Origin of the sequence: Sporosarcina trichiuri (assembly GCF_030406775.1) — a bacterium.
GTDB lineage: Bacteria > Bacillota > Bacilli > Bacillales_A > Planococcaceae > Sporosarcina > Sporosarcina trichiuri.
This window is the reverse complement of record NZ_CP129119.1, coordinates 1,752,808-1,776,488: the sequence shown is the minus strand read 5'-3', so window position 1 is coordinate 1,776,488 and position 23,681 is coordinate 1,752,808. Positions and strand designations below refer to the sequence as shown.

Genomic DNA, 23,681 nt, shown 5'->3' with positions numbered 1-23,681 from the left:
CGATTTAGGGGGAATGGGGATGGAAACGAAAGCATCGAATCGGGGGTTCTTCAACAAAGCATTGAATGGGATCGAGCGGCTCGGAAACCGGCTGCCCGACCCGTTCATCCTCTTCGTCTTCATGGCGGTCGCCGTCATGGTGGCGTCACTGATCTTCAGCTTGTTCGATGCCCAGGTCAAACACCCGGGCACCGGGGAAACACTGCCGATCAACAACCTGCTCTCGGGAGCGGGACTGCAATATATCCTTGAATCAATGATCACGAACTTCACCGGATTCGCACCGCTAGGCATCGTCCTGGCGATGATGCTCGGGATCGGGCTGACGGAGAAAGTCGGCCTGCTCGACTATGCGATCCGGAAAACGATCTTGAAATCCCCGCCGTGGCTGCTGACGTACGCCGTCGCCTTCGTCGGTATCATGGGGAATATCGCGTCGGATGCTGCGATGCTGCTCATTCCGCCGCTCGCTGCGATGATCTTCTATAAGGTCGGCCGCCATCCTCTTGCGGGACTCGCCGTCGGCTACGCATCCGCAGGCGCCGGGTTCACGGCGAATCTATTCATCGTCGGAACCGATGCATTGCTCTCCGGGATCTCCACGGAAGCAGCGAAGATTGTCGATGACTCGATCGTCGTGACGCCTGTCGATAACTGGTATTTCAATATCGTATCCGTCTTCATGCTGACACTGCTCGCAGGTTTCATCACGACGAAATTCATTGAGCCGCGTCTCGGGAAATATGAGGGGGATGCGGTCGACGTCGATATGGAAGAAGACGATCCGCGGGCCGGAAAGGCATTCCTGTTCGCCGTCATTGCGGGTCTGCTGTATCTCGCAGTGCTCGTCGTCGGGATCTTCTGGCCGGACAGTCCGCTGCGCGGTGAGGGCGGTACGATCATCCCGTCGCCGTTCATCAGCGGCATCGTACCGATCATCCTGTTCCTGTTCCTGACTGTCGGTGTTACGTACGGAATCACTGTCGGTAAGATCAAAAGCGGGAAAGACATCGCCGGCTACATGGCCGAAGCGATGAAAGATATGGCCGGATACATCGTCCTCATCTTTGCGATCTCGCAGTTCATCGCGTATTTCAACTGGTCGAACATCGGCACGTGGATTGCGGTCAACGGGGCGGAGTTCCTCGAATCCATCAACTTCACGGGCATCTGGCTGATCATCGGCTATATCATCTTCACGGCGCTCATGAACTTCCTGATCACGTCAGGGTCGGCGAAGTGGGCGCTCGAAGCGCCGATCTTCGTGCCGCTGTTCATGCAGCTCGGTTATCATCCGGCGTTCACGCAGGTGGCCTACCGTGTCGCGGATTCGTCGACGAATATCGTGACACCGCTGCTGCCGTACATGGTCGTCGTGCTGACGTTCATGCAGAAGTATGATAAGAAAGCGGGAATCGGGACGCTCATCTCGCTCATGCTGCCGTTCTCGATCTGCTTCCTCATTTCCTGGATCCTGCTGATCCTCGTATTCTTCTATGCAGGCATCCCGTTCGGACCGGGCATTACACCATTCTTGAAGTAAACGACAGGAGGGAGATCATTGGCCTATCAATTGGAAGAGAAAGTGAAAGCATGGCGCCGCGACCTGCACCAGCATCCGGAACAGGGATTCCTGGAAATGCGGACGGCGTCCAAAGTGGCAGCTGAAGTGACGCGTCTCGGTTTCAGGGTGCGTCTCGGGAAGGAAGTCATGACGGAAGATGCACGGATGGGCGTGCCGGAACAGCGGGTGCTCGATGCGCATTATGACTGGGCAGTCGCCCATGATGCGGATCAGGACTTCCTGCCGCAGCTGACAGACGGATTCACCGCGGTTGTCGCCGACTGGGACACAGGCCGGCCCGGCCCGGTGACGGTGTTCCGTGTCGATATGGACGCGCTGCCGATCCATGAATCGGAACATCCCGAACACCTGCCGGGACAGCTCGGCTTCCGGTCGCTGAATGACGGCTCCATGCATGCATGCGGGCACGACGCGCATACGTCGATCGGCATCGGGCTCGCGACACGGGTGGCGGAAGACCCGGATGCATTGAATGGCATCATCCGGATTATCTTCCAGCCTGCCGAGGAAGGGACGCGCGGTGCGAAATCGATGACGGAAGCGGGTGTCGTCGATGACGCGGATTTCTTCATCGCCTCGCATATCGGCACCGGCGTTCCTCATGGGGAGTTCGTCGCCGCAGCGAACGGCTTCATGGCGACGACCAAGATGGATGTCACATTCCGCGGCCGGGCCTCTCATGCCGGCGCGCAGCCGGAAGAAGGCCGTAATGCGCTGCTGGCTGCAGCCAATGCACTCGTCAATCTGCATGCGATCTCAAGGCACTCCGGCGGGACGTCCCGTGTGAATGTCGGTGAATTGACGGGCGGCGGCGGCCGCAATGTCATTGCGGACACCGCCTATATGAAGGTGGAGACGCGCGGCGAAACGTCCGTTGTGAACGATTATGTGCGCAGCCAGGCGGAGAATGTGATTCGGGGCGCCGCGATGATGACCGGAACGGACTGCACGATCGACATTGTTGGTGAGGCGATCAGCTGCGCCTGCTCGGAAGGCCTTGCTGCAATGGCCGGAGCAGTCGCAGAGACGGCGGCCGGCATCTCGAAAGTGCATCGCGCGGACAATGCATCGGCAGGATCCGAAGACGCTACGTATTTTATGGAACGTGTGAAAGAGAAGGGCGGCCAGGCGACCTACTGCATCTTCGGTACGGAGCTTGCGGCCGGCCATCATAACGAACGGTTCGATATCCATGAAGACACCCTGCTCGTTGCGGTGAATGTGCTGTATGACACGGCACTTGCGCTGAACGGCAGGGAATAGGAAAAACCCCCGATCGCTCCAATTTGTGGAGGATCGGGGGGTTTTTGGGTCAGAACGTCAATTCATCCGTGACATTGTGATCCTGATCGAGCACTTTCACGACGCTCGGCGTATTCTCTTTGGCGAGACGCTTCGCTTCGTCCAGTGCTTCGTCCTTCGAGCCGTACTGCTGTTCCGGCGCGACGTCTTCAAGTTTCACGAGCCATCCGGTCATCTCGGGGTTCGGCACGACACTGTACATATTCATACTGCAAAACTCCTTTGTAAATGTAATGGTTATAGTTTGTATGTTCCCCATTGCGGGGAAATGAAACACACGGCGCATACGGGCTGAATTGTGCGTGGATGCCGATGAATTCAGCGGAATGTCCGATACCTCGGCTGAAATGTCCGACAACTCCGCCTAAATGTCCAATACATCACTTCAAATGTCCGATATGCCGGGCGATCTGTCCGATACTTCACGAACTGCAGACTGCCGCCCGCTCATCATGGCGCCGGCAGTCATGCTTCGGGTACACTGAAAGTAGAATGGAAGACAACGAATTGGAGAGGGGGAGGCCTATGGACCTCTGGCTGGAAGTCGAAATGCTGACGAAGCTGAGCATTTCCGCTGTGCTGGGTTTGATCATCGGGCTGGAACGGGAACTGAAGAGGAAACCGCTCGGCCTGAAAACGAGCCTGGTCATCAGTATCGTCAGCTGCCTGCTGACCATCGTCTCCATCGAGTCGGCATACTCGTTCCCGGACAGCGCGAGCGGCGTCAAAATCCAGATGGATCCGCTTCGGCTTGCGGCTCAGATTGTCTCAGGCATCGGCTTCCTCGGCGCCGGCGTCATCTTGCGCCGCGGCAATGATCAGATCTCCGGACTGACGACTGCTGCAATGATCTGGGGGGCGGCCGGTATCGGGATCGCGGTCGGAGCCGGCTTTTTCGCAGAAGCCATTTTCGGCGTCCTGCTGCTGATACTCAGTGTCGAACTTGTGCCGTATTTCGTCATTAAATACGGGCCGAAACGGCTGAGGCGTGATGAGATGGGCCTCCGCATCAAAGTGAATGACCAGGCAAGCATTGAGCTGGTGCTGACAGAATTGCGGCGTCAGCGTTTTCATATCTATCAATCCCGCATCAAGGATCTTGATGATGAAAAGCTGCTTCTTCTGGAAATCAAAGCTCGTGTGCCGGCGAACCGTCCGCTGCCCGATATCTATCGGTCCATAAAAGAAATAGACGATGTCAATACTGTTGAAGTGAACGGCTGAAGAGGCGGTGCCGACCGCACATTCCAGGAAAGGATTTGACTGCAGATGATCTCTTTTTCGCATGAAGACCGGAGCCGCCTGCTTGGCCGGCTCTCTGCTGAACGGTACGATCTCATTGTGATCGGCGGGGGCATCACGGGGACGGGGATAGCGCTGGATGCATCCGCCCGGGGCATTCGGACGCTGCTCGTCGAGATGCAGGACTTTGCGGCAGGGACGTCCAGCCGCTCGACGAAACTCGTCCATGGCGGACTCCGCTATTTGAAGCAGCTGGAAGTGAAGCTCGTCTCGGATGTTGGGAAGGAGCGGGCGGTCGTGTACGCGAATGCTCCGCATGTCACCCATCCTGAATGGATGCTGCTGCCGTTCTACAAGAATGGATCGTTCGGCAGTTTCTCTACGTCACTCGGCCTGCAAGTATATGACTTTCTGGCAGGTGTGAAAAAATCAGAACGGCGCAGTATGCTGACGAAGACCGAAGTGACGGAGCATGAGCCGCTGCTGAAACGGGATGGCCTGCTCGGCGGCGGAGAGTATGTCGAGTATCGGACCGACGATGCCCGTCTGACGATCGAGGTCGCGAAGAAAGCGCGCGAAGAAGGTGCAGATCTGCTGAATTACACGATGGTCACCGGGTTTTCATCCGATGAAAGGGGCAGCGTCACCGGCGTTGAGCTGAAGGATGTCCTGACAGGCCGGCGGTATAACGCGCATGCGCCGATCATCGTCAACGCGGCGGGCCCATGGGTTGAACAAGTGCTGGAACTGGACAGACCTGGTGAGTCGGGCCGGCTGCTGCTGACGAAAGGCGTCCACCTCGTGTTTGATCGGAACAGGCTGCCGCTCCATCAGCCCGTCTATTTCGATACGCCGGACGGCCGGATGATCTTTGCGATTCCGCGTCTTGACAAGACCTACGTCGGCACGACCGATACGGTCTATGAAGAGGACCTGATACATCCGGGCGTGACGGAGGAGGACAGGCGGTACATCCTCACCGCCATTTCGGAGATGTTCCCGCAGGCGGGGATCCGTCCGGCGGATATCGAATCCTCCTGGTCCGGCGTGCGGCCGCTCATCCGGCAGGAAGGCAAAGGGCCGTCCGAGATTTCGCGCAAGGATGAGATCTGGGAAGCGGACAGCGGCCTGCTGACGGTGGCGGGCGGCAAACTGACGGGGTACCGCAAGATGGCGGAGGACGTCACCGACCTCGTCAGCCGGAAACTCCGGAAATTCGGCATCCAGGCAGGCCCTTGCATGACGGCGACGCTTGCATTATCCGGCGGCGCGTTCAGTCGGCCGGAAGACTATCCGGTCTATGTTGAAGACCGGGCACGGGAACTTGTGAAACTCGGCATCTCATATCAGGACGGGCTCAATATTGCCTCGATGTATGGCACAAACACGAACCAGGTGGCGGAAGGCATCACCCGGGTACAGCCGGCGCATGGGCTGCCGCTCGCCATCCGGCTGACGCTCCAGTATGCAATCGATTTCGAGATGGCACTGACACCGTCCGATTATTTAATCCGCCGGACGGGCGCGCTATACTTTCATATCGACTGGGTCAAGAAGTGGAAAGAACAGGTCACCGCCTACATGGCCGAACGCCTCGGCTGGGACGATGGCGAACGCCGGCAGCACATGAGGGAGCTCGATGACCGGATTTCTGACGCGATCGGGAAATAACAGGTAGATATCACTCGGACAGCACGGGAAACGGAAGAGAAACTGAAACCATGCATCACACCGGCAGCCGACTGACTGCCATCTGAAGTCCCCGTCCTCATTATCAGCGGACGGGGTTTTCGCATGCCGGCAGGATCGTGAAGCAACGTGATTGACAGGGTGGGGATGACGCTGTAGTATACGGGGTGGGGTATGAACCTATATTTTTTTAAGTGAATTTATACCCGCAGGGGTAAACAGGAGGAGAACAAATGAAAGAAGTGACAACCACGGAAGTGGAGCAGATGCTGGCCGCCCGGCAGCCTGTCCGGCTGATCGACGTCAGGGAGACCGAGGAATTGCAGGAAGTCAAGATCCCGGGGGTCATCCACATTCCGCTCGGCCTTCTGGAATTCAAGCTCCAGGACCTGCCGAAAGAGGACACATACGTGCTTATCTGCCGATCGGGCGGACGCAGCGGTCGCGCTGCACAACTGCTCGAAAGCCGGGGGTACGATGTCATGAATATGACAGGCGGCATGCTCGACTGGAACGGACCTACAGAATAAAACAGATAAAAGAAATGAGGAATCATCATGACAAACCGCACAGCCATCATCGCGTCGAACGGCAGCCTGTTCGATGCGTACAAAGTATTCAATATCGCAACCGCTGCAGCTGCGAGCGAGCACGAAACAGCAATCTTTTTCACTTTCGAAGGACTGAACTTCATCCACAAACAGGCGTCCGCACAGCTGCCGATGCCGGAGGGGAAGGAGCATTTCGCGGAAGGGTTCGCGAAGGCGAACGTGCCGGGAATCCCTGAACTGATCGCGATGGCACAGGAGCTGGACGTGAAGTTCATCGCCTGCCAGATGACGATGGATGTCATGGGACTGACGGAAGAGGATATGGTCGATGGGATACAAGTGGGCGGTGCCGCAGCATTTTTGGAGTTCGCCAAGGATGCGGACGTCACCCTCGCATTCTGATATGGAAAGGGGAAGACGGATATGACAGTAACAGCCATGAGTCCGAAAGAGGCGGCTGCACGGAGCATCGGAAAACAGCCGCTCCATATCGTGGACGTCCGGAACGAAGAAGCGTTCGCCGACTGGAAACTGGAGGGGGAAGCGTTCACGTACGTGAACAGACCCTATTTCGATCTGCTTGACGGTGTGGAGGAATTTGCCGCCGCGCTGCCGGAGGACCGCGAGCTGCTCGTCGTCTGTGCGAAGGAGGGTTCTTCCAAGCTGATTGCCGAAATGCTGTCGGAGGCAGGCCGTGATGCCGCCTATCTTGAAGGTGGTATGAGTGCGTGGAGCGAGTACCTTGCGCCAGTGAAAGTGGCGGACCTTGCGAGCGGCGGTTCGCTGCACCAGTTCGTCCGGCTCGGGAAAGGGTGCCTGTCGTACATGGTGATCGACGGAGGGAAAGCTGCCGTGATCGATGCAGTCCGTGTGACCGATGTGTTCACCGGGTTTGCGGAAGAACGCGGAGCCGTCATCGAACACGTGCTGGACACCCATCTGCATGCCGACCACATTTCGGGAGGGCGGGCGATTGCCGAAAAGACCGGCGCCGCCTACTATCTGCCGGAAGCGGATGCGGGTGAAGTCGTCTTTGACTACTATAAGCTTGAAGACGGTATGCAGCTGCAGGTCGGAAATACGATGATCGAAGCAATATACTCGCCGGGGCATACGAACGGCTCGACGTCCTTCATCGTGGATGGGTCATATTTGCTGACGGGGGACATCCTGTTCGTGGATTCCATCGGCCGTCCGGACCTCGCGGGCAAGGCGGACGACTGGGTCGGTGATCTGCGCACAACATTGTACGAACGATATAGGAATCTGTCCGGTGAGCTGACGGTGCTGCCGGCCCACTTCATGGAGATGAACGAAGTGAATGCAAATGGAACGGTGGCGAAGCGCCTGGACTCGCTATTTTCGGATAACCACGGATTGGCTGTCGATGAGGAAGCGGAGTTCCGGAAACTCGTGACAGAGAACCTGCCGCCGCAGCCGAATGCCTATCAGGAAATCCGGAAGACCAACATGGGGATCCTATCCCCGGACGAAGAGTTGCAAAAGGAAATGGAGATCGGGCCAAACCGCTGTGCGGTCCGGTAACAAAACCAATCGAGGAGGAATTCAATATGGAAGCGAACTTATTTTTGGATGCAACAGGGCTGTCGTGCCCGATGCCGATCGTCAAGACACGTAACGCGATGAAAGAACTGCAGGCGGGGGAAATCCTGGAAGTCCGGACGACGGACAAAGGGGCGATTGCAGACCTGACGGCATGGACGCGCTCCGGAGGGCACGAACTGCTCGAACAGACGGAAACTGACGGCGTGCTGACGTTCTTCATCCGAAAAGGAAACTGATGACAAGCAGCTGACAGGAAAGGGGAGGGGACGATGACAGTTACACTGATTGCCGTGCTGTTCGTGATCGGGTTCGCCGGCTCATTCCTGTCCGGGATGGCGGGGATCGGCGGTGCGATCGTGAAATATCCGATGCTGCTGTACATCCCGCCGCTGTTCGGATTGTCCGCGTTCACCGCACATGAGGTGAGCGGCATCACGGCGGTGGAGATCTTTTTCGCCTCCATCGCGGGTGTGTTCGCCTACCGCGGAACGGGGCTGCTGCACAGACAACTGATCCTCTGGATGGGGGGCGCCGTCATCCTCGGCAGTTTCCTCGGCGGTTTGGGGTCCGGTTATTTGTCGGAGCAGACGGTGAATCTCGTCTACGGCGTCCTGGCCGCAGCGGCTGCCGTGCTGCTGTTCATCCCCCGGAAGAAGACCGAGGACCGGCCTGCGGAGGAGGTCACGTTCAATAAGTGGCTGGCCGCCGGTATTGCGTTCGTGATCGGTGCGGCTTCCGGGGTTGTCGGGGCAGGCGGGGCGTTCATCCTCGTACCGGTCATGCTGGCGGTGTTCACGGTGCCTGTCCGGATTGCGGCAGCTTCGTCGCTTGCCATCACATTCTTGTCGTCGATCGGCTCGGCGGCCGGTAAGATTGCAACCGGCCAGATCCTCTGGGGGCCCGCAGCGGTGCTGATCGCCGCAGCGCTCATCGCGTCCCCGCTCGGTGCGAAAGCCGCGCGGAAGACGGATCCCCGTATCATCAAATGGATCCTCGCGGTACTGGTGCTGGCGACAGCGGTCAATATATGGAGCGGTTTGCTGTAACTGATGCCGGCTGACTGGTAGACTGGAACACGGAATTCATCCAGACCGGAGGCCATTATGACGAATCGCAACAAAGGGATCTTACTATTGCTCGCATCGGCGTTCGGCTTCTCCCTCATGACGGCGTTCGTCAAGCTGTCGGGGGATGTGCCGACGATGCAGAAAACGATTTTCCGGAATGGCGTATCCATGGTGATTGCCTTCTTTTTTGTGGTCCATTTCAAGGAGCGGCTGTTCGGCCGCCGTGAGAACCAGGGCCTGCTGTTGCTGCGTTCCGCACTTGGTGCGCTCGGCATCATCCTGTTCTTCTATGCTATCGACCATCTCGTGCTGGCGGATGCGGACATGCTCAATAAGATGAGTCCGTTCTTCACGATCGTGTTCGCGGCGGTCTTTTTGAAGGAGCACGTCAAACCGTTCCAGGTGTACAGCATCCTCGTAGCGTTCCTCGGCACGCTGTTCATCATCAAACCGTCATTCTCGCTCGACATCGTGCCGTATGCGGCCGGCATTTTGTCGGCTGTGTTTGCAGGAGCTGCGTATACGGTGCTCCGCGCACTCGGCAGCCGGGAGCAGTTCTATACGGTCGTGTTTTACTTCTCAGGTTTCACGACAGTTGTGCTGCTGCCGTTCGTGCTGTGGACGTATGAGCCGATGAGTCTGCAGCAGACGATCTATCTGCTGCTGGCCGGGGTGTTCGCGACGATCGGCCAGTTCGGGATCACGCTCGCCTACAAGTTCGCACCGGCGAAGGAGATTTCGGTGTTCAACTATTTCACCGTCGTGTTCTCGGCGATCCTCGGCTTCTTCCTGCTCGGCCAGATCCCCGATTTGTACAGTTTCATCGGCTACTTCATCATCTTCGGTGCGTCGCTGTACATGTTTTTACGGAACCGCGGCGGCGAGGAAGTGCCGGCGGAGCTTGCGAAGAAATGACGCGATGCAATTGATAAACCCCCGTTCTGTGGAATCGATCCACGGAACGGGGGTTTTTCTGTTCATTTCTTCAGCTGTTCGGCGGCTGTCCCGAAGACGTCCTGCAGAAGGTCATTTTTGCGGCGCTCGATTTCCCGCTGGAGGTCGTCCGCCTGCTGCTGCAGCTCGGTGATCTTTTCCAGTTCTTTGCGGATCGCTTTCTTCGACAGCAGATCGCCCTGATCGAAATAGTCGATGTCCGCCTGCACCCGGGCGAGCGTCTGGTGGCGTTTCATGACGCCGGCCATGCTCGTCGGCTGCTTTCGCTGCGCCTTCTCCTTTTCTGCGTACAATTCCTCGATCGTCATCATATCGGTCACTCCTTCTGGATTTGCTGAACAAAAAACCCTCCCCCCGAAAGAGAAGAGCTGCAGTGTGCGCAAATTCCCCTCATCGGCCAGGTTTCCCTGTTGGCAGCAGCACCTTGCGCAAGCGCAGGTTGCTGAGACGTCATCGGGCCAAGTCCCTCGGTCTCTCTGGATAAGAAAAGAGTCGTTCATTCAGTTGAATCCAGTGTAGCACGGAAAGCAGCGTGCGGCAATGGGGCTGTCCGTGGACATATCGGACAGATCGGGGGTTGTATCGGACAGTTGGCGGGATGTATCGGACACATCACCGGGAGTATCGGACAAATGGCGCTGTATATCGGACATTTCGCTGAATTCATCGGCATCCAGGCACAATTCAGAGGGGAATCCCTTGCTCGCCGGCGACTTGTTATGATGGCGAACTCAGCAAACAGCAGGCATGGCTCCTAAGCACTAATTCTGAAAACTTAATTGACAACGATTCTCATTATCAATTATACTCTCAATTATTGAGATTCATTATCAATTACATAATAGGGGGAATGGAAATGAGGAAAACACTATTGGCAGCAGCCACCGCTGCAGGGCTGTTATTGCTTGCGGCGTGTGGTGCTGCGGACAACAATCAGGACAGCGGGAAAGAGCCGGATGTCTCTGCTGAAACAGCAGCCGCATCTGTACAGACTTCTCAATCTCTAGATGTAAATGAGAATGGAACGATAGAATTCCAGGATGCAGCAGGCGAGACGGTTTCATTCGAGGAGGCACCGGCATCTGCAGCGGCACTCAGCGGAGGGGATCTCGACATGCTGCTTGCGCTTGGCGCGAATGTCGTCGGCCGCCCGTCTTCCCAAGGGCCGGCTGCTGATGAACTGAAAGAGATCCAGGAGATCGGCAATCCGCACCAGCCGAACTTCGAGAAGATCGCGGAAGTGCACCCGGACGTGCTCGTCGCGTCCGCGAGTTTCAAGCAGCATGCGGCGAATCTCGAAGCACAGGGAACGAAAGTTGTCTACACAGCGGCCAATTCGGTCGATGACATCCTGCAGACGATCGGCAACTTCGGTCAGATGCTCGGCAAACAGGACGAAGCGGAGGAGCTGACAATGCAGATCGAGGATAAGATGGACCAGGCGGCGGGTCAGGCTGAGAAGAGAGGTGTCAAGACGCTGCTCGTGTACGGTGCGCCAGGCTCCTACCTCGCTGCGCTTCCGAACTCCCTGTCGGGGGATCTGCTGGAACGCGCAGGCGGGGAGAATATCGCTTCCGATTTGCCGAAAGAGGACAACTACCCGCAGTATGCGAGCCTGAGCACGGAAAAGATCATCGAGCGCAACCCGGAAGCGGTCATGCTCATCACGCACGGGGATCCGGAAGCGGTGAAGTCCGCATTCGAAGGGGAGATGGCGAAGAATCCGGCATGGAAAAACCTCGATGCAGTTAAGAACGGCAAGGTGACTGTACTGCCATCCCATCTGTTCGGCACGAACCCGGGGACGAAAGTGGCGGACGCGTTTGACGTGATGATTGAAAGCCTGAAGGAAGCGGAAGCCAAATGATCGCAGCCGGAGAACAGCGGACCGCCTGTAGTCCCGCACGTATCCATCCGCTCGCAAAACGGCGTGCAGCCGTACTGATCTCAGGGGCTGTCCTGCTCGTCATCGCGGCAGCGGTCAGCCTGATGGTCGGATCGGTATCGTTTACTTTCTCAGAGATCATGAACGGCCTGCTGAATGCGGATGACTCTCTGGAGCGGCGTATCGTCTGGGAACTCCGGCTGCCCCGGCTGCTGATCGGGCTGATCATCGGCATGTGCCTCGCCGCTTCGGGATCGATCCTCCAGGGGATCATGCGGAACCCGCTCGCGGACCCCGGCATTATCGGAGTATCGTCTGGAGCCGGCCTTGCCGCGACAATCATCATGATCATCTACCCGGCGTACATCATGCTGCTGCCCGCCGCGGCATTCCTCGGCGCGCTCATTACGGCTCTCGTGATCTATGCGATGTCCTGGAAAGGCGGGGCGTCGCCGGTCCGCATCATTCTCGTCGGCGTTGCTGTGAACGCAGTCATCGGCGCAGCGATGAGTGCGCTCATGCTGCTGTACAGCGACCGGGTACAGTCCGTGCTGCCGTGGCTCGCGGGCGGGATTGCGGGTGCAGGATGGGTGCAGCTCGGCTCCATCATCTGGTATGCACTGGCCGCGCTCGTTCTCTCGGTATTCGCCATTCCGCATATCCGGATTTTACGGCTCGGAGACGAAGTTGCAAAGCTGCTCGGCCACAAAGTCGAACGGAGCCGGTTTTACCTGATCATCCTGAGCACCCTGCTTGCGGGGATCGCAGTCAGTGTCGCCGGACTGATCGGTTTCGTAGGACTTGTCGTGCCGCACATCATGCGCTCGCTCGTCGGAGGCGACCACCGGTACTTGCTGCCGGCGTCCGCGATCGGCGGGGCGCTGCTCGTCATCACGGCGGACACGGTCGCCCGGACGGCATTCAATCCGATCGAACTGCCCGTCGGCATCCTGCTGTCGTTCCTTGGCGGGCCATTCTTCCTGTACTTGATTCAGAAACGGAGGGGTTCTTTTGCTGACAGCTGAACAAGTGTGCTACCGGCAGTCCGAGACGTTTGCGCTGGAGGATATCAATCTGACGGTCCGGGAGGGGGAGATTGTGAGCCTGATCGGTCCGAACGGGTCGGGGAAATCGACATTCCTCCGGGTCATCTCCCGGCTGCTGTCTCCTGATGAAGGGGCCGTCGTCCTTGATGGTCAGAAGATTTCGCAGCTCGATACACGAACGATTGCGAAGACACTGGCCATGCTGCCGCAGATGCATGACCACCAGCTCGATCTGACCGTCGGGGAACTCGTGGAATTCGGCCGGCACCCGCACCGCAGCCGGCATGGGCGGCTGTCTGCCGAAGATCGGGAGGTGGCGGAGTGGGCACTCGGGGTGACCGGAATGGACAAGTTCCGGGACCGGCTGCTCAACTCGCTGTCCGGCGGTGAACGGCAGCGTGCATGGATTGCGATGGCCGTGGCGCAGCGGCCGAAAGTCCTGCTGCTGGATGAACCGACGACGTACTTGGACATCGCCCACCAGCTCGAAGTGATGGAATTGGTCAGGGAGCTGAACGGGCAGTTCGGTATGACGGTGATCATGGTGCTGCACGACATCAACCAGGCCGCGCGCTACAGTGACCGGATCATCGTGCTGAAAGACGGGACGGTGCGGTTCGACGGGATCCCGCAATGTGTATTGTGCAAGGACATGTTCAAATCCATCTTTGAGATCAACGCAGATATCTTCACACGGAACGGCACGTGTTTCTTTACGCCGACTAAACTGGAAAAGGGTGATTGAGATGAGGCAGGAAGGGGAACGGAAAGGACAGCTGGACGCGGGGCTCGTCCGGGAATTCATCATCGCGGCACACGGCAATCTGTCGGAGGTGCGGGCACTCGTTGCTGCAGAACCGGCGCTCGTCCACAGTGTCATGAACTGGGGCGGGGACGACTGGGAAAGCGGTCTCGGGGCAGCTGCCCATACAGGGAACCGCGACATCGCGGAATTCCTGCTGTCGAAGGATGCACGGATGGATATCTTCACCGCCGCGATGCTCGGGGAACTCGATATCGTGCGCAGTCTGGTGGAACGGTATCCGCTCATGATCGACGCAAAAGGGGCGCATGGCATCCCGCTGCTCCGTCATGCGGAACGCGGAGGGGAGCATGCGCGTCCTGTTGTCGAGTACTTATTATCGAAAAGGGAGGCGCTCGTATGACACAGATGATCGCAGTCAACGTTATCAGCATTGAAAGAGGCCGGGCCAAGGAGGTCGCGGACCGTTTCGCGAACCCGAAATCGGTCCATACGTTCCCGGGGTTCATCCGCATGGAAGTGCTGCAGAAGGAGAATCTCGAGGACCACGACGAGCTCCACATCTGCACGACATGGAATGAGGAAGCCGATTTCAAGAACTGGCTCGAGAGCCGGGCGAACGGCAAGGCCCATGGGGAGCAGCAGGAGAAGAAGCCGGCAGCGGACGGGGAGGGCAAGTCCAATCCGATCCTCGGCGCGGAATTGTCGACGTATACGGTCGTACACCGGCATCTGCCGGCTGAATAAGAGGGACACTCCGCCGTTTCCAGGCGGAGTGTTTTTTCGTGTGGAGCCGGTTTCCGGCGTTTTGCCTGCGGAACAGGGGAATGCCGGGTTGGTTTGATAGTAAAAGCGGAGTGAAACGGAGCCGGCAAGCCATTCTTTTGACTTACTGCCTCTGCCCGCGGCTAGGGTGCATCCGGAGCCCGCCAGCTGGCCGCGACAGATGTGAAGTTATGATCACTTTAGGGTGGTTTATGAGCGGAATCGCGGGTTTATGATCACTTTTACGGGTTTATGAGCGGAATCCCGGATTTATGATCACTTTCACCGGTTTATGAGCGGAATCGCGAGTTTATGATCACTTTCCAGCAGTTTATGAGCGAAACCAGAAGCTTACGATCACTCTTCCCCTCCCTTAGGCGGACAGCCTTCCCTCACCTTGACAACTGTATGCAAACTGCGTATTTTTATAGTTTAATATGTGGGAATTTTTAAGAAAGGGGAGAGCAACATGAAAGTGTTTGATCTGCATTCGGATTTGTTCACGGATATCGCGTTCCGGCGGGCGGCGGGGGAGCGCCGTGTGTTCGATAGGCTGCATGCGCCTGTTCTGCGGAGGGCCGGCGTCTCATCTGTCATCTGCGTCTTTTGGGTGGAACCTGCGTTCAAGGACCGTCCGCTCAAGCGATTCCGGGAATTGACCGAGGCGGTGATGGCGGACTTGGCGGAATCGGAGTACGCAGTCATCCAGCCTTTCCATTCCGTACATACTCGTTCTGCAAACAGTATGGAAGATAAGATCCAGATCTACCTCGGCCTGGAGGGCGTGACATTCGCGGAGGAGGAGCTTGCGCAAAGCGGCGGGACAGCTGCCGGACTCCTGGATGAAGTGACGGACCAGCAGATTCAGCATACCATCCTTGTCTGGAACGAACACAATGCGTTTGCGACGGGCACAGGCGCCTGGAATCCACGGCAGTCCGCCGGCCTCACGGAACTCGGGAAGCAATGGATCACGGCATCTTCAAGTAAAGGGGTGATGGTCGATGTGTCCCATCTGGATAAGATGAGTTTCTGGGATGTAATGGAAACCGTCGACGGCCCCGTGATCGCCTCCCACAGCAACGCCCGGGCCCTGTGTGACCATGAACGGAACCTGACGGACGACCAGATCCGCGCCATTGCGGGGACCGGCGGCCTGATCGGGCTGAATGCATACGGAGAATTTGTCGATGCGGATGAGCCGACTGTCGACCGGTTCATCGACCATGCAGTCCATCTGAAAGAAGTCGCAGGCATCGACCATGTGGCGTTCGGTTTTGACTTCATCAAATTCCTGGAGGTCCATCCGCTTGGCGATGACTTGAATATCTATACAGATGGCCTGTCATCAGTCAAACAGGTGCCGGCCCTTCTGAAACGGATGGCGGAACGCGGCTTTACGGAAGAAGAGATCGAAGCGATCAGTTTCAGGAATGCGGAGCGCTTCCTGCATAGGATGGAGGAAAGGAGGAGGAACTTGTGACGAATACATTGATTCAGCCTGACGACACGCTGACGCTCTGGGGTATCATCGTCGTCTGGGCGTCTGTCAGTATCTATCTGGAACAGCGCTACAGCTGGGCGTCGAAAGTGTCGGGGGCCATCATTGCGCTCGTCGGGGCGATCGCCTTGTCCAACTTCAAGATCATCCCGATGGAATCACCGGTCTATGACGCGGTCTGGGCGGTCATCATTCCGCTTGCGATCCCGCTTCTTCTGTTCCATGTCAACATCAAGAAGATCTGGACGGAGAGCGGCCGGCTGCTCATTCTGTTCCTGATCAGTTCAATCGGTACGGTGGCGGGAACCATCCTCAGCTTCTTTCTGCTGAAAGACCATATTCCCTACCTGGATAAAATCGGGGGCATGATCAGCGCCTCGTACGTCGGTGGAGGTGTTAACTTTGCGGCAATGACAGCGAAATTCGATGCGCCCGAAGATATGGTGTCCGCGACGGTTGTGGCGGATAATCTGATGATGGCCATCTATTTCGTCATCCTCATGCTGATTCCGACGATCGGTTTTTTCCGCAAACGCTACACGACACCGCATGTCGAAGCGGTGGAGAGCGGCGCAGGGCAGGAGGAAGGGAAGACACTCGCGGAAGGGTTCTGGAAGCGGAAGGATATCTCATTGAAAGATATCGCGATGGCGGTCGGCACGGCATTTTTCCTTGTCATCGTTTCGTTCAAACTGGCAGACTTCATCGATGGCCTGTTTCCTGCAGAAGGTGCGGATTCCGGGGTCATGACGGTTTTCCAGGCCATCCTCGGCGACCGGTATCTGGTGCTCACGACTCTTACATTCCTCGTGCTGGCCTTGTTCCCGCGCTATTTCGAGCGAATCAACGGCAGCCAGGAACTCGGGACATTCCTCATCTACCTGTTCTTCGTCGTGATCGGGATACCGGCATCGATCCTGTTCATCATCAAAAATGCGCCGCTGCTGCTCCTGTTCGTGTTCATCATTGTGATGATCAACATGGTCGTGTCACTCATCGGCGGCAAGCTGATGAGAGCGAATCTCGAAGACATCCTGCTTGCGAGCAATGCCAATATCGGCGGTCCGACAACCGCGGCGGCGCTGGCGATCGCCAAAGGCTGGAAAGACCTCATCGGTCCGATCCTCGTGGTCGGCACGCTTGGCTACATCATCGGCAACTATGTCGGCACCATGCTCGGGCTGTGGTTCTCCACAATCATCTGACGGACACACTGCGCTTCTCCTTCCGGGAGGAGCGTTTTTTTTATTGGACGGAGCATGCTTGTGTCCAACGAGGGGCAGCGCCTTCGCAGTCTCCGGAATAAAATGCGAAGCGGAGCGGAGCCGGCAAGCTAGTCTTTTGACTTGCCCCCTTTTCGCGCGGCCCGGGGCGCGGTGGGCCCGGCAGCCGGCCGCGGTAATTGTGAAGTTATGATCATTTTTTCGCCTTTATGATCACTTTCCCGTGTTTATGAGCGGAAACCGGAGTTTATGATCACTTTCCGCGGTTTATGAGCAGAATCCGAGATTTATGATCACTTTCCGAGATTTATGATCACTTTCCAAGAGTTCCGCCCGATCATCACCCACCGGGGGCCGCATCATATGACAAGTGTCATATGGATCGATGACAGAATGGACTGCCGCGGCTCTTCCGCATCCGGTACGATGAAGTCAAGGGAGTGATCGACATGATTGAATTCCGCCAAGTGGGAAAGTCCTTCAAACGGAAAGACGCGGTGAGCAATGTCAGTTTCGGCATCCAAGCAGGTGAAGTGGCGGCACTGCTCGGACCGAACGGGGCGGGGAAGAGCACGATGATCCGGCTGCTGCTCGGACTGCAGAAAGCTGATGCCGGCACGATAACCGTGTTCGGACGGCAGCCTGGGACACACGCCGTCCGTGAACAGACAGGCGTCATGCTGCAGGAAGTGAGCGTGCCCAATCTGGTGAGCGTCCGTGAAGTGCTCGAGCAGGTGAGGGGGTACTACGCCGATCCGCTGCCGCTTGAGGAACTGGCGGAGCTCGCGGGCCTGGAACAGGAGCTGCTCGGTGTGCGCACAGAAAAGTTATCCGGCGGTCAGAAACGGCGTGTCAATTTCGCGCTTGCCCTCGCCGGCAATCCGGAACTGCTCGTGCTGGATGAACCGACGGTCGGGATGGATGCCCCTTCCCGAAGACGGTTTTGGGAAACGGTCTCACGGCTCGCAGGGCAGGGGGTGACCGTCCTGTTCACCACACATTACATCGAGGAGGCGGAGCAGGCGGCCACCCGCATCCTGCTTGTGGAAGACGGCGAGCTCACATACGACGTGCCGCCAAGCGAACTGAAACAGCAGCTGAGCGTGCAGCAGATCAGTTTCCGCCATGCGGGCTCACTGACGGATGAACTCCTTGGACAGCTGACGGTTACGGACGTCCGGACAGACGGCCCGCTCGTCACCCTGTTCACACCGGATGCCGACCGTCTGCTGAACGAGCTGCTGGCGCACGGCGTGGAACTGCGGGAGCTCACCATCCGCCGGGGCACGCTGGAAGACGCATACACAGCATTGACCATGCGGAAGGAGGCGGGCTGAGTGAAGACCTTATGGAACGAATGCCGGCTTGAAGCACTTCGCGTGTTCCGGAACCGCTACTTCGTCTTCTGGTCGCTTCTCATGCCGATCTTCTTCTATGCGCTTTATACGAAGATCATGGTTCAGGACGTCGGCGATCAGGCCGCGTGGGCCCGTCATTTCCTCATGTCGATGGCCGTTTTCAGTGTGATGGGCAGTTCGATCATCACGCTCGGTCTCCGGCTCGTCCAGGAACGGAACCAGGGATGGACGGTCTATCTCAAGACGACACCTGTCTCCGGACCTGTCTATTTCATCGCCAAAATGGCGGGGCAATCCGCTGTCCATGTCTTCAGTATCACGGTCATTTTCGTCAGCGGCGCCCTGCTGAACGGTGTGTCCATGAGTATCGGGGAATGGCTCTCTGCAGCTGCCTGGATTGCGCTGGGGGCCCTGCCCTTCCTCACGCTCGGCACCCTGCTCGGAACAATGGAAAAAGCCGACACCGCTTCAGGGATCGGCAACCTGCTGTATTTGGCGCTCGCCATCGCGGGCGGATTGTGGATGCCGGCGGAGCAGCTGCCGGCTATCTTCCGCTTCATCACCAGCTGGCTGCCATCCTATCAGTACGGTGCCGGTGCCTGGTCGATCGCGGAGGGCCGTGCGCCGGAATTGTCCGGCATTTTGGTGCTGATCGCCTATACAGGACTTTTCATGATACTATCGATACAGCGAAGACGGAGGCAGGAGGCGGTCTAGACGATGAAACCGATAGAACTATTCCCGAAACGGTTCGGCTTGATTCCATATGTATTCCTTGCCTATCTGACGCTGCCTGTCATTACCGTGTTGAATGAAACAGGCTGGAAACGGGGGGCCGGCATTGTCTGCCTGCTCGTCTTTCTCGCTGCCTACCGGAAGGCGTACTGGACGGAAACCGATCGGGGCCATCTCGTCTGGTCCGCTGTACAGCTGGCAGTCATCCTGCTCTTGTCAGTCAGTTATCAGCCGTACAACCTCCTCCTTGCGTTCTATGTGTCGAACTTCATCGGCTGGATCCGGGATGACCGGCTGTTCCGTATCGGGATCACCGGATTCGGCGCAGTGCTCGCGGTCATCACGTTCTACTTCTTTTCCGAATATGGGGCGTCCGCGAACTTGACGATGCTGCCATTCGTTGTCGTGATGGCGCTGACGCCGATTGCGGTCCGCGGCAACATGCTCCGCGGGCAGCTCGAAGAACAGCTTGACGAGGCGAATGAACGCATCCGGCAGCTGAGCCGGCAGGAGGAACGCGTACGGATCGCGCGGGATCTGCATGACACGCTCGGTCACACGCTGTCGCTGATCACCTTGAAAAGCCAGGTCATCCAGCGGGTGAAACAGGATCCCGAACGGGTTTCGGCTGAAGCGGCGGGGATCGAGGAAACGTCGCGCGCGGCGCTGACGCAGGTGAGGGAGCTTGTCACCGATATGCGCGGCGGCACGATCGGCAGTGAGTTGGCCGCCATGGAGGAGCTGCTCGGGGCCGCCGGGATCCGATTGGAGATCGAACAGGAAGCCGGACTGCCGGACCTGCCGCCGCTCAAGCAGAACATCCTCGCGATGTGCCTGCGTGAAGCGGCGACCAATATCGTCCGGCACAGCGGCGCAGATGCGTGTACGGTGTCGATGGCTCAGGATGAAAGAGGAATCGCCGTACGGATCATCGATAACGGCATTGGGATGGACGGCGCGCAGTGGGGCAACGGACTGGCGGGCATGCGGGAGCGTCTGGCGCTCATCGAAGGGACGATGGCTGTGACGGACTGCGGAGGTATGCAGTTTGCCCTGCATGTACCGCTGCCAGTCACTGCAGAAGGGATGGGAACCGTATGATCCGATTAGTCATAGCGGAAGACCAGAGCATATTACGCGGCGCGCTCGGCACGCTTCTCGGATTCGAGGAGGACTTCAGTGTCGTCGGGGAAGCCGGGGATGGCAGAGAAGCGCTCCATCTGATTGAAACGCTGCAGCCGGATATTTGCCTGCTCGATATCGAGATGCCGCAGATGAGCGGGCTGGAAGTCGCGGATTCATTGAAAGCAAAAGGGCTGGACTGCAAAGTTGTGATGCTGACGACATTCGCGCGGCCCGGCTATTTTGAGCGGGCGCTCGCTGCGGACGTCCGGGGCTACCTGCTGAAAGACGGCTCGGTCGATGAATTGGCCGGAGCCATCCGCAAAGTGATGGACGGTAAACGGGAGTATGCATCGGAACTCGTGATGGGACAGTTTGCGGACACGAGCCCGCTGACCGGACGGGAACGGGAAGTGCTGGAGCTCACAGCGAAAGGGAAGACGGCGAAAGAGATCGGCGCCGACCTGTTTTTGTCACCCGGGACAGTCCGCAATTATTTGTCGGACATCCTGCAGAAAGTCGGGGCGAAGAACAAAGTCGAGGCGCTTTCGATCTGCCGGAAGAAAGGATGGCTGGATTGACTGTTTTGTGAAACTTTTCGTGAGACCGGCCGTAGAACAGTCATCAGGAAGTGACAGGAAAGGGGGGCGGTCCGCATGCAAAAGAATCCGATTGCGGTTGAAACGGAAAAAACGGTGCTGGATCGTATGTGTGATGCGGTCGGACTCGTGCTGTTCGCTGGATCGATCATCTATTCTATTGTCATGTGGCCGCAGCTGCCGGAGAATGTGCCGATCCATTTCAACGGGGCGGGCGAGGCGGACGGGTATGGATCAAAATGGATCCTGATGCTCATGCCGCTTCTCGGGATCGGCCTGTTCGCACTGCTCGGATTTCTCGAGCGACATCCGGAATGGCATAATTATCTGAAGCCTGTGACAGAGGAAAACGCAGAGCGGCTCTATACGGCGAGCCGGACGCTGCTCAACCGCATCAAGAATCTGACCCTCGTGCTGTTCGCACAAATCCAGCTCGACATAGTCCGGGTGCCGCTCGGCAAATCCGCCGGGCTCGGCATCTGGGCGACCGGCACGATCATCGGTCTGATGCTGGCAGTGACAGTTTTCGGTATAGTGAAGCAGGTGCGCATAAAGTGAAAAGAAGCATGTCCCGTCATGGGGCATGCTTCTTTTTCAATCCGGATCAGCGTTCGCACGCGATGCCGTCTTTGTCACGGTCCATCTTGCTATTGGCGTTATAAAGGGCTGCATTGACAGTCGGTGCATATCTCGTCTTGCCGCCTTTGTTGCGGACTTTGGCATCCCTCGCCACGCCGCCTTTGTACGTCTTGTTCAGCATTTTGCAGTTCTGGAATTTGGCGGGGGCTGCGTCGGCAGGCTGAACAGGAACCAGCGCGACACCAAGGGCCAGGACAGCGGCGGAAATAAAGGCGATTGTACGTTTCATCGGGAGTGCTCCATTCTGTTAGAGGATTTTTCATCAGTATACAATAACAGGCAATTGACGGAAAGCTTTTTTTTGCGTCCAATTGTGCCCGGATGCCGATAAATTCGGCGAAGTGTCCGATACCCTGCACGAAGTGTCCGATACTTTCGGTGATCTGTCCGATACCGCACGCCAAGTGTCCGATACTTCGCGCGATCTGTCCGATACCCCCCGAGCGCGTGCTGGCTTGTCCCTTTTCAGCGCGGCAGGGAAGATCCATGGACCTGGCCAGCCGCCGCGGCCAAAATGATACCACAGAAAACGAGCAGCGCGAGCACAAGCCAGGCCCTTGAATTGTATCCGGATGCCGATTAATTCGGCGAAATGTCCGATACCTTGCGCCAACTGTCCGATACTTCCGGCGAAGTGTCCGATACCGCACGCCCAGTGTCCGATACATCGCGCGAAATGTCCGATATACCCCCGAGCGCGTGCTGGCTTGTCCCTTTTCAGCGCGGCAGGGAAGATCCATGGACCTGGCAAGCCGCCGCGGCCAAAATGACCCTAAAGAAAACGAGTAGCGCGAGCACAAGCCAGGCCCTGGAATTGTGCCTGGATGCCGATAAATTCGGCGAAGTGTCCGATACTCTGCGCCAACTGTCCGATACGTCCACCGAAGTGTCCGATACCGCGCGCCAAGTGTCCGATACATCGCACGAAATGTCCGATACCCCGCGCAGCCCGGCCGGTTCCTCCTCCCAAGTGTCGGTTGTCTGACACAAACCGCCTGGCAGGCCGCCGGTGCACCGCTGAAGACCTCTGGGACGAAAGCGGGAAAGCCGGCCACATGAGCAGCCGCCAAAATACACATTGTCAAACACGGCGGGCTTGCTTCATAATGGATGAAACCCACCTGACTGGAAGGAGATGAAAACATGCTTGGACAAATCAGAAGGCAGCTGAGCCGGTTTTCAAAAACGGAGCGAAAAATCGCCGAGTATGTGCTGAACCACGCAGAACTCATCCCGACGATGACGACGAAGGAACTGGCCGCGAAAGCGGATGTCAGTGAGGCATCAGTCGTCCGGTTCACGAAATCCGTCGGCATCAGCAGTTTCAAAGCGTTCAAGATCCTGCTTGCCCAGGAACTCGTCAACACGGAAGAATACATCACGGACTTTTCCATCACCCAGAAAAAAGACTCGCCGTACGAACTGTTCCAGAAAGTCGTCCACGTCAACCGGGGGGCGATCGACCTGCTGCTTGCGTCCATCGAGAAGAAGGAGCTGGAACGCGCTGTCAACACACTGCAGAAAGCACGCAGGATCCTGTTTTATGGCGTCGGCGGTTCGGCTGTCGCTGCAATGGATGCACAATTCAAGTTCGCGAAACTGGGCTATCAGGTCGAATATCATGCAGACTTCCATTATATGCTGTCCATCATTCCGTTCCTGAGTGAAAATGATGTATTCGTCGCCATCAGCATGTCCGGTGAGACGAAAGATGTCGTCGAACTGGCACGGTTCGCAAAACAGCAGAAAGCAGTTTTGATCGCCATCACGAATCTCAATAAGTCGCCGCTGTGCAAGGAATCCGATATCCAGCTCGCGACGCCGAATGTCGAGAAGGATTTCCGTGTCGGCAGCATCACTTCCCGTATGACACAACTGACAGTCATCGATGCGCTCTACATCAGTCTCGTCAACCAGATGGGCGAGTCGATTCTCGATCAGTACCAGAATGCCAGGGAACAAGCGGTGAAGTTGAGAAGATAATCATTTTTGCATAAAGTGAAACTTAGTTTCATATATTTTAGATATTCTATTGACTTGTAATTTCCTTCGTGCGTACAATAGAGTCAGAAAACGCATGAAGAGGAGT

27 protein-coding genes and 1 riboswitch are annotated in these 23,681 nt (G+C 57.3%); of the genes, 24 read left to right on the top strand and 3 right to left on the bottom strand.

Going from position 1 to position 23,681, the window contains the following annotated elements; all coding sequences use genetic code 11:
- The first annotated feature begins 19 nt into the window (after positions 1–19).
- Entirely contained in the window at positions 20–1,543 is a 1,524-nt protein-coding gene (locus QWT68_RS09200; protein ID WP_179860788.1) for an AbgT family transporter, read from the top strand.
- 18 nt (positions 1,544–1,561) lie between these two features.
- On the top strand, positions 1,562–2,848 hold the full coding sequence (locus tag QWT68_RS09195; protein ID WP_040287380.1) for an amidohydrolase: 1,287 nt from the start codon (positions 1,562–1,564) through the stop codon (positions 2,846–2,848).
- A 49-nt stretch (positions 2,849–2,897) separates the two neighbouring features.
- On the opposite strand, the gene QWT68_RS09190 is transcribed toward QWT68_RS09195, so the two are convergent.
- Positions 2,898–3,095: a DUF2188 domain-containing protein gene (locus QWT68_RS09190; RefSeq protein ID WP_040287379.1), complete on the bottom strand. Its 198-nt coding sequence runs from the start codon at positions 3,093–3,095 to the stop codon at positions 2,898–2,900.
- 317 nt (positions 3,096–3,412) lie between these two features.
- Between QWT68_RS09190 and QWT68_RS09185 the strand changes: the two genes are divergently transcribed.
- The 8 genes from QWT68_RS09185 to QWT68_RS09150 all read left to right on the top strand — a co-directional run bounded on the left by QWT68_RS09185 (position 3,413) and on the right by QWT68_RS09150 (position 9,917).
- Entirely contained in the window at positions 3,413–4,111 is a 699-nt protein-coding gene (locus tag QWT68_RS09185) for an MgtC/SapB family protein (RefSeq protein ID WP_290148013.1), read from the top strand.
- A gap of 45 nt (positions 4,112–4,156) precedes the next feature.
- A complete protein-coding gene (locus tag QWT68_RS09180; RefSeq protein ID WP_290148011.1) occupies positions 4,157–5,800 on the top strand; it encodes a glycerol-3-phosphate dehydrogenase/oxidase in 1,644 nt (547 codons plus the stop codon).
- A gap of 251 nt (positions 5,801–6,051) precedes the next feature.
- Positions 6,052–6,348 carry a rhodanese-like domain-containing protein gene (locus QWT68_RS09175; protein ID WP_040287376.1) on the top strand — a complete coding sequence of 99 codons (297 nt, stop codon included), beginning with the start codon at positions 6,052–6,054 and terminating at the stop codon, positions 6,346–6,348.
- A 27-nt stretch (positions 6,349–6,375) separates the two neighbouring features.
- Positions 6,376–6,771, top strand: coding sequence for a DsrE/DsrF/DrsH-like family protein (locus QWT68_RS09170; RefSeq protein ID WP_040287375.1), 396 nt, complete (start codon positions 6,376–6,378; stop codon positions 6,769–6,771).
- A gap of 21 nt (positions 6,772–6,792) precedes the next feature.
- Entirely contained in the window at positions 6,793–7,914 is a 1,122-nt protein-coding gene (locus tag QWT68_RS09165) for an MBL fold metallo-hydrolase (RefSeq protein WP_290148005.1), read from the top strand.
- A gap of 26 nt (positions 7,915–7,940) precedes the next feature.
- Complete coding sequence (locus tag QWT68_RS09160; protein ID WP_040287373.1) at positions 7,941–8,171, top strand: sulfurtransferase TusA family protein; 231 nt, start codon at positions 7,941–7,943, stop codon at positions 8,169–8,171.
- 33 nt (positions 8,172–8,204) lie between these two features.
- Positions 8,205–8,981, top strand: coding sequence for a sulfite exporter TauE/SafE family protein (locus QWT68_RS09155; protein WP_040287372.1), 777 nt, complete (start codon positions 8,205–8,207; stop codon positions 8,979–8,981).
- A gap of 57 nt (positions 8,982–9,038) precedes the next feature.
- Positions 9,039–9,917 (top strand): DMT family transporter, encoded by an 879-nt coding sequence (locus QWT68_RS09150; RefSeq protein WP_290147999.1) that lies wholly within the window; start codon positions 9,039–9,041, stop codon positions 9,915–9,917.
- A 62-nt stretch (positions 9,918–9,979) separates the two neighbouring features.
- Here the strand turns inward: QWT68_RS09150 and QWT68_RS09145 are convergent, their stop codons facing one another.
- Positions 9,980–10,267 (bottom strand): hypothetical protein, encoded by a 288-nt coding sequence (locus QWT68_RS09145; protein ID WP_290147997.1) that lies wholly within the window; start codon positions 10,265–10,267, stop codon positions 9,980–9,982.
- A gap of 76 nt (positions 10,268–10,343) precedes the next feature.
- Positions 10,344–10,443: riboswitch (SAM riboswitch) on the bottom strand.
- Between the two features lie 369 nt (positions 10,444–10,812).
- Between QWT68_RS09145 and QWT68_RS09140 the strand changes: the two genes are divergently transcribed.
- The 12 genes from QWT68_RS09140 (at position 10,813) to QWT68_RS09085 (ending at position 21,511) form a co-directional block, all read left to right on the top strand.
- Entirely contained in the window at positions 10,813–11,823 is a 1,011-nt protein-coding gene (locus QWT68_RS09140) for an ABC transporter substrate-binding protein (RefSeq protein WP_290147995.1), read from the top strand.
- Positions 11,820–12,866 (top strand): FecCD family ABC transporter permease, encoded by a 1,047-nt coding sequence (locus tag QWT68_RS09135; RefSeq protein WP_052461861.1) that lies wholly within the window; start codon positions 11,820–11,822, stop codon positions 12,864–12,866. The genes QWT68_RS09140 and QWT68_RS09135 overlap by 4 nt, the downstream gene beginning before the upstream one ends.
- Complete coding sequence (locus QWT68_RS09130; protein WP_040287368.1) at positions 12,853–13,632, top strand: ABC transporter ATP-binding protein; 780 nt, start codon at positions 12,853–12,855, stop codon at positions 13,630–13,632. Before QWT68_RS09135 ends, QWT68_RS09130 begins: the two co-directional genes overlap by 14 nt.
- 1 nt (position 13,633) lies before the next feature.
- Positions 13,634–14,053 carry an ankyrin repeat domain-containing protein gene (locus tag QWT68_RS09125; protein WP_040287367.1) on the top strand — a complete coding sequence of 140 codons (420 nt, stop codon included), beginning with the start codon at positions 13,634–13,636 and terminating at the stop codon, positions 14,051–14,053.
- Positions 14,050–14,397, top strand: coding sequence for an antibiotic biosynthesis monooxygenase (locus QWT68_RS09120; protein WP_290147987.1), 348 nt, complete (start codon positions 14,050–14,052; stop codon positions 14,395–14,397). The genes QWT68_RS09125 and QWT68_RS09120 overlap by 4 nt, the downstream gene beginning before the upstream one ends.
- Before the next feature lie 487 nt (positions 14,398–14,884).
- Complete coding sequence (locus QWT68_RS09115; protein WP_290147984.1) at positions 14,885–15,898, top strand: dipeptidase; 1,014 nt, start codon at positions 14,885–14,887, stop codon at positions 15,896–15,898.
- Positions 15,895–17,121 (top strand): DUF819 family protein, encoded by a 1,227-nt coding sequence (locus QWT68_RS09110; protein WP_040287364.1) that lies wholly within the window; start codon positions 15,895–15,897, stop codon positions 17,119–17,121. Before QWT68_RS09115 ends, QWT68_RS09110 begins: the two co-directional genes overlap by 4 nt.
- Positions 17,122–17,588: 467 nt before the next feature.
- Positions 17,589–18,476, top strand: coding sequence for an ABC transporter ATP-binding protein (locus tag QWT68_RS09105; protein ID WP_290147981.1), 888 nt, complete (start codon positions 17,589–17,591; stop codon positions 18,474–18,476).
- Positions 18,477–19,214: an ABC transporter permease gene (locus QWT68_RS09100; protein ID WP_040287362.1), complete on the top strand. Its 738-nt coding sequence runs from the start codon at positions 18,477–18,479 to the stop codon at positions 19,212–19,214.
- Between the two features lie 3 nt (positions 19,215–19,217).
- Positions 19,218–20,333, top strand: coding sequence for a sensor histidine kinase (locus QWT68_RS09095; RefSeq protein WP_040287361.1), 1,116 nt, complete (start codon positions 19,218–19,220; stop codon positions 20,331–20,333).
- Positions 20,330–20,935: a response regulator transcription factor gene (locus QWT68_RS09090; protein ID WP_040287360.1), complete on the top strand. Its 606-nt coding sequence runs from the start codon at positions 20,330–20,332 to the stop codon at positions 20,933–20,935. Before QWT68_RS09095 ends, QWT68_RS09090 begins: the two co-directional genes overlap by 4 nt.
- Positions 20,936–21,010: 75 nt before the next feature.
- The gene (locus QWT68_RS09085; RefSeq protein ID WP_040287359.1) at positions 21,011–21,511 is read left to right on the top strand and encodes a DUF1648 domain-containing protein; all 501 of its coding nucleotides are present in this window, start codon (positions 21,011–21,013) and stop codon (positions 21,509–21,511) included.
- A gap of 46 nt (positions 21,512–21,557) precedes the next feature.
- Here QWT68_RS09085 and QWT68_RS09080 read toward each other — a convergent pair whose 3' ends face one another.
- Positions 21,558–21,821 carry an excalibur calcium-binding domain-containing protein gene (locus QWT68_RS09080; protein ID WP_040287358.1) on the bottom strand — a complete coding sequence of 88 codons (264 nt, stop codon included), beginning with the start codon at positions 21,819–21,821 and terminating at the stop codon, positions 21,558–21,560.
- 537 nt (positions 21,822–22,358) lie between these two features.
- Here QWT68_RS09080 and QWT68_RS09075 point away from each other — a divergent pair.
- Together QWT68_RS09075 and QWT68_RS09070 are read left to right on the top strand one after the other, a co-directional pair.
- Complete coding sequence (locus tag QWT68_RS09075; RefSeq protein WP_290147979.1) at positions 22,359–22,577, top strand: hypothetical protein; 219 nt, start codon at positions 22,359–22,361, stop codon at positions 22,575–22,577.
- A 158-nt stretch (positions 22,578–22,735) separates the two neighbouring features.
- Positions 22,736–23,575, top strand: coding sequence for a MurR/RpiR family transcriptional regulator (locus tag QWT68_RS09070; RefSeq protein WP_040287356.1), 840 nt, complete (start codon positions 22,736–22,738; stop codon positions 23,573–23,575).
- Positions 23,576–23,681 lie beyond the last annotated feature (106 nt).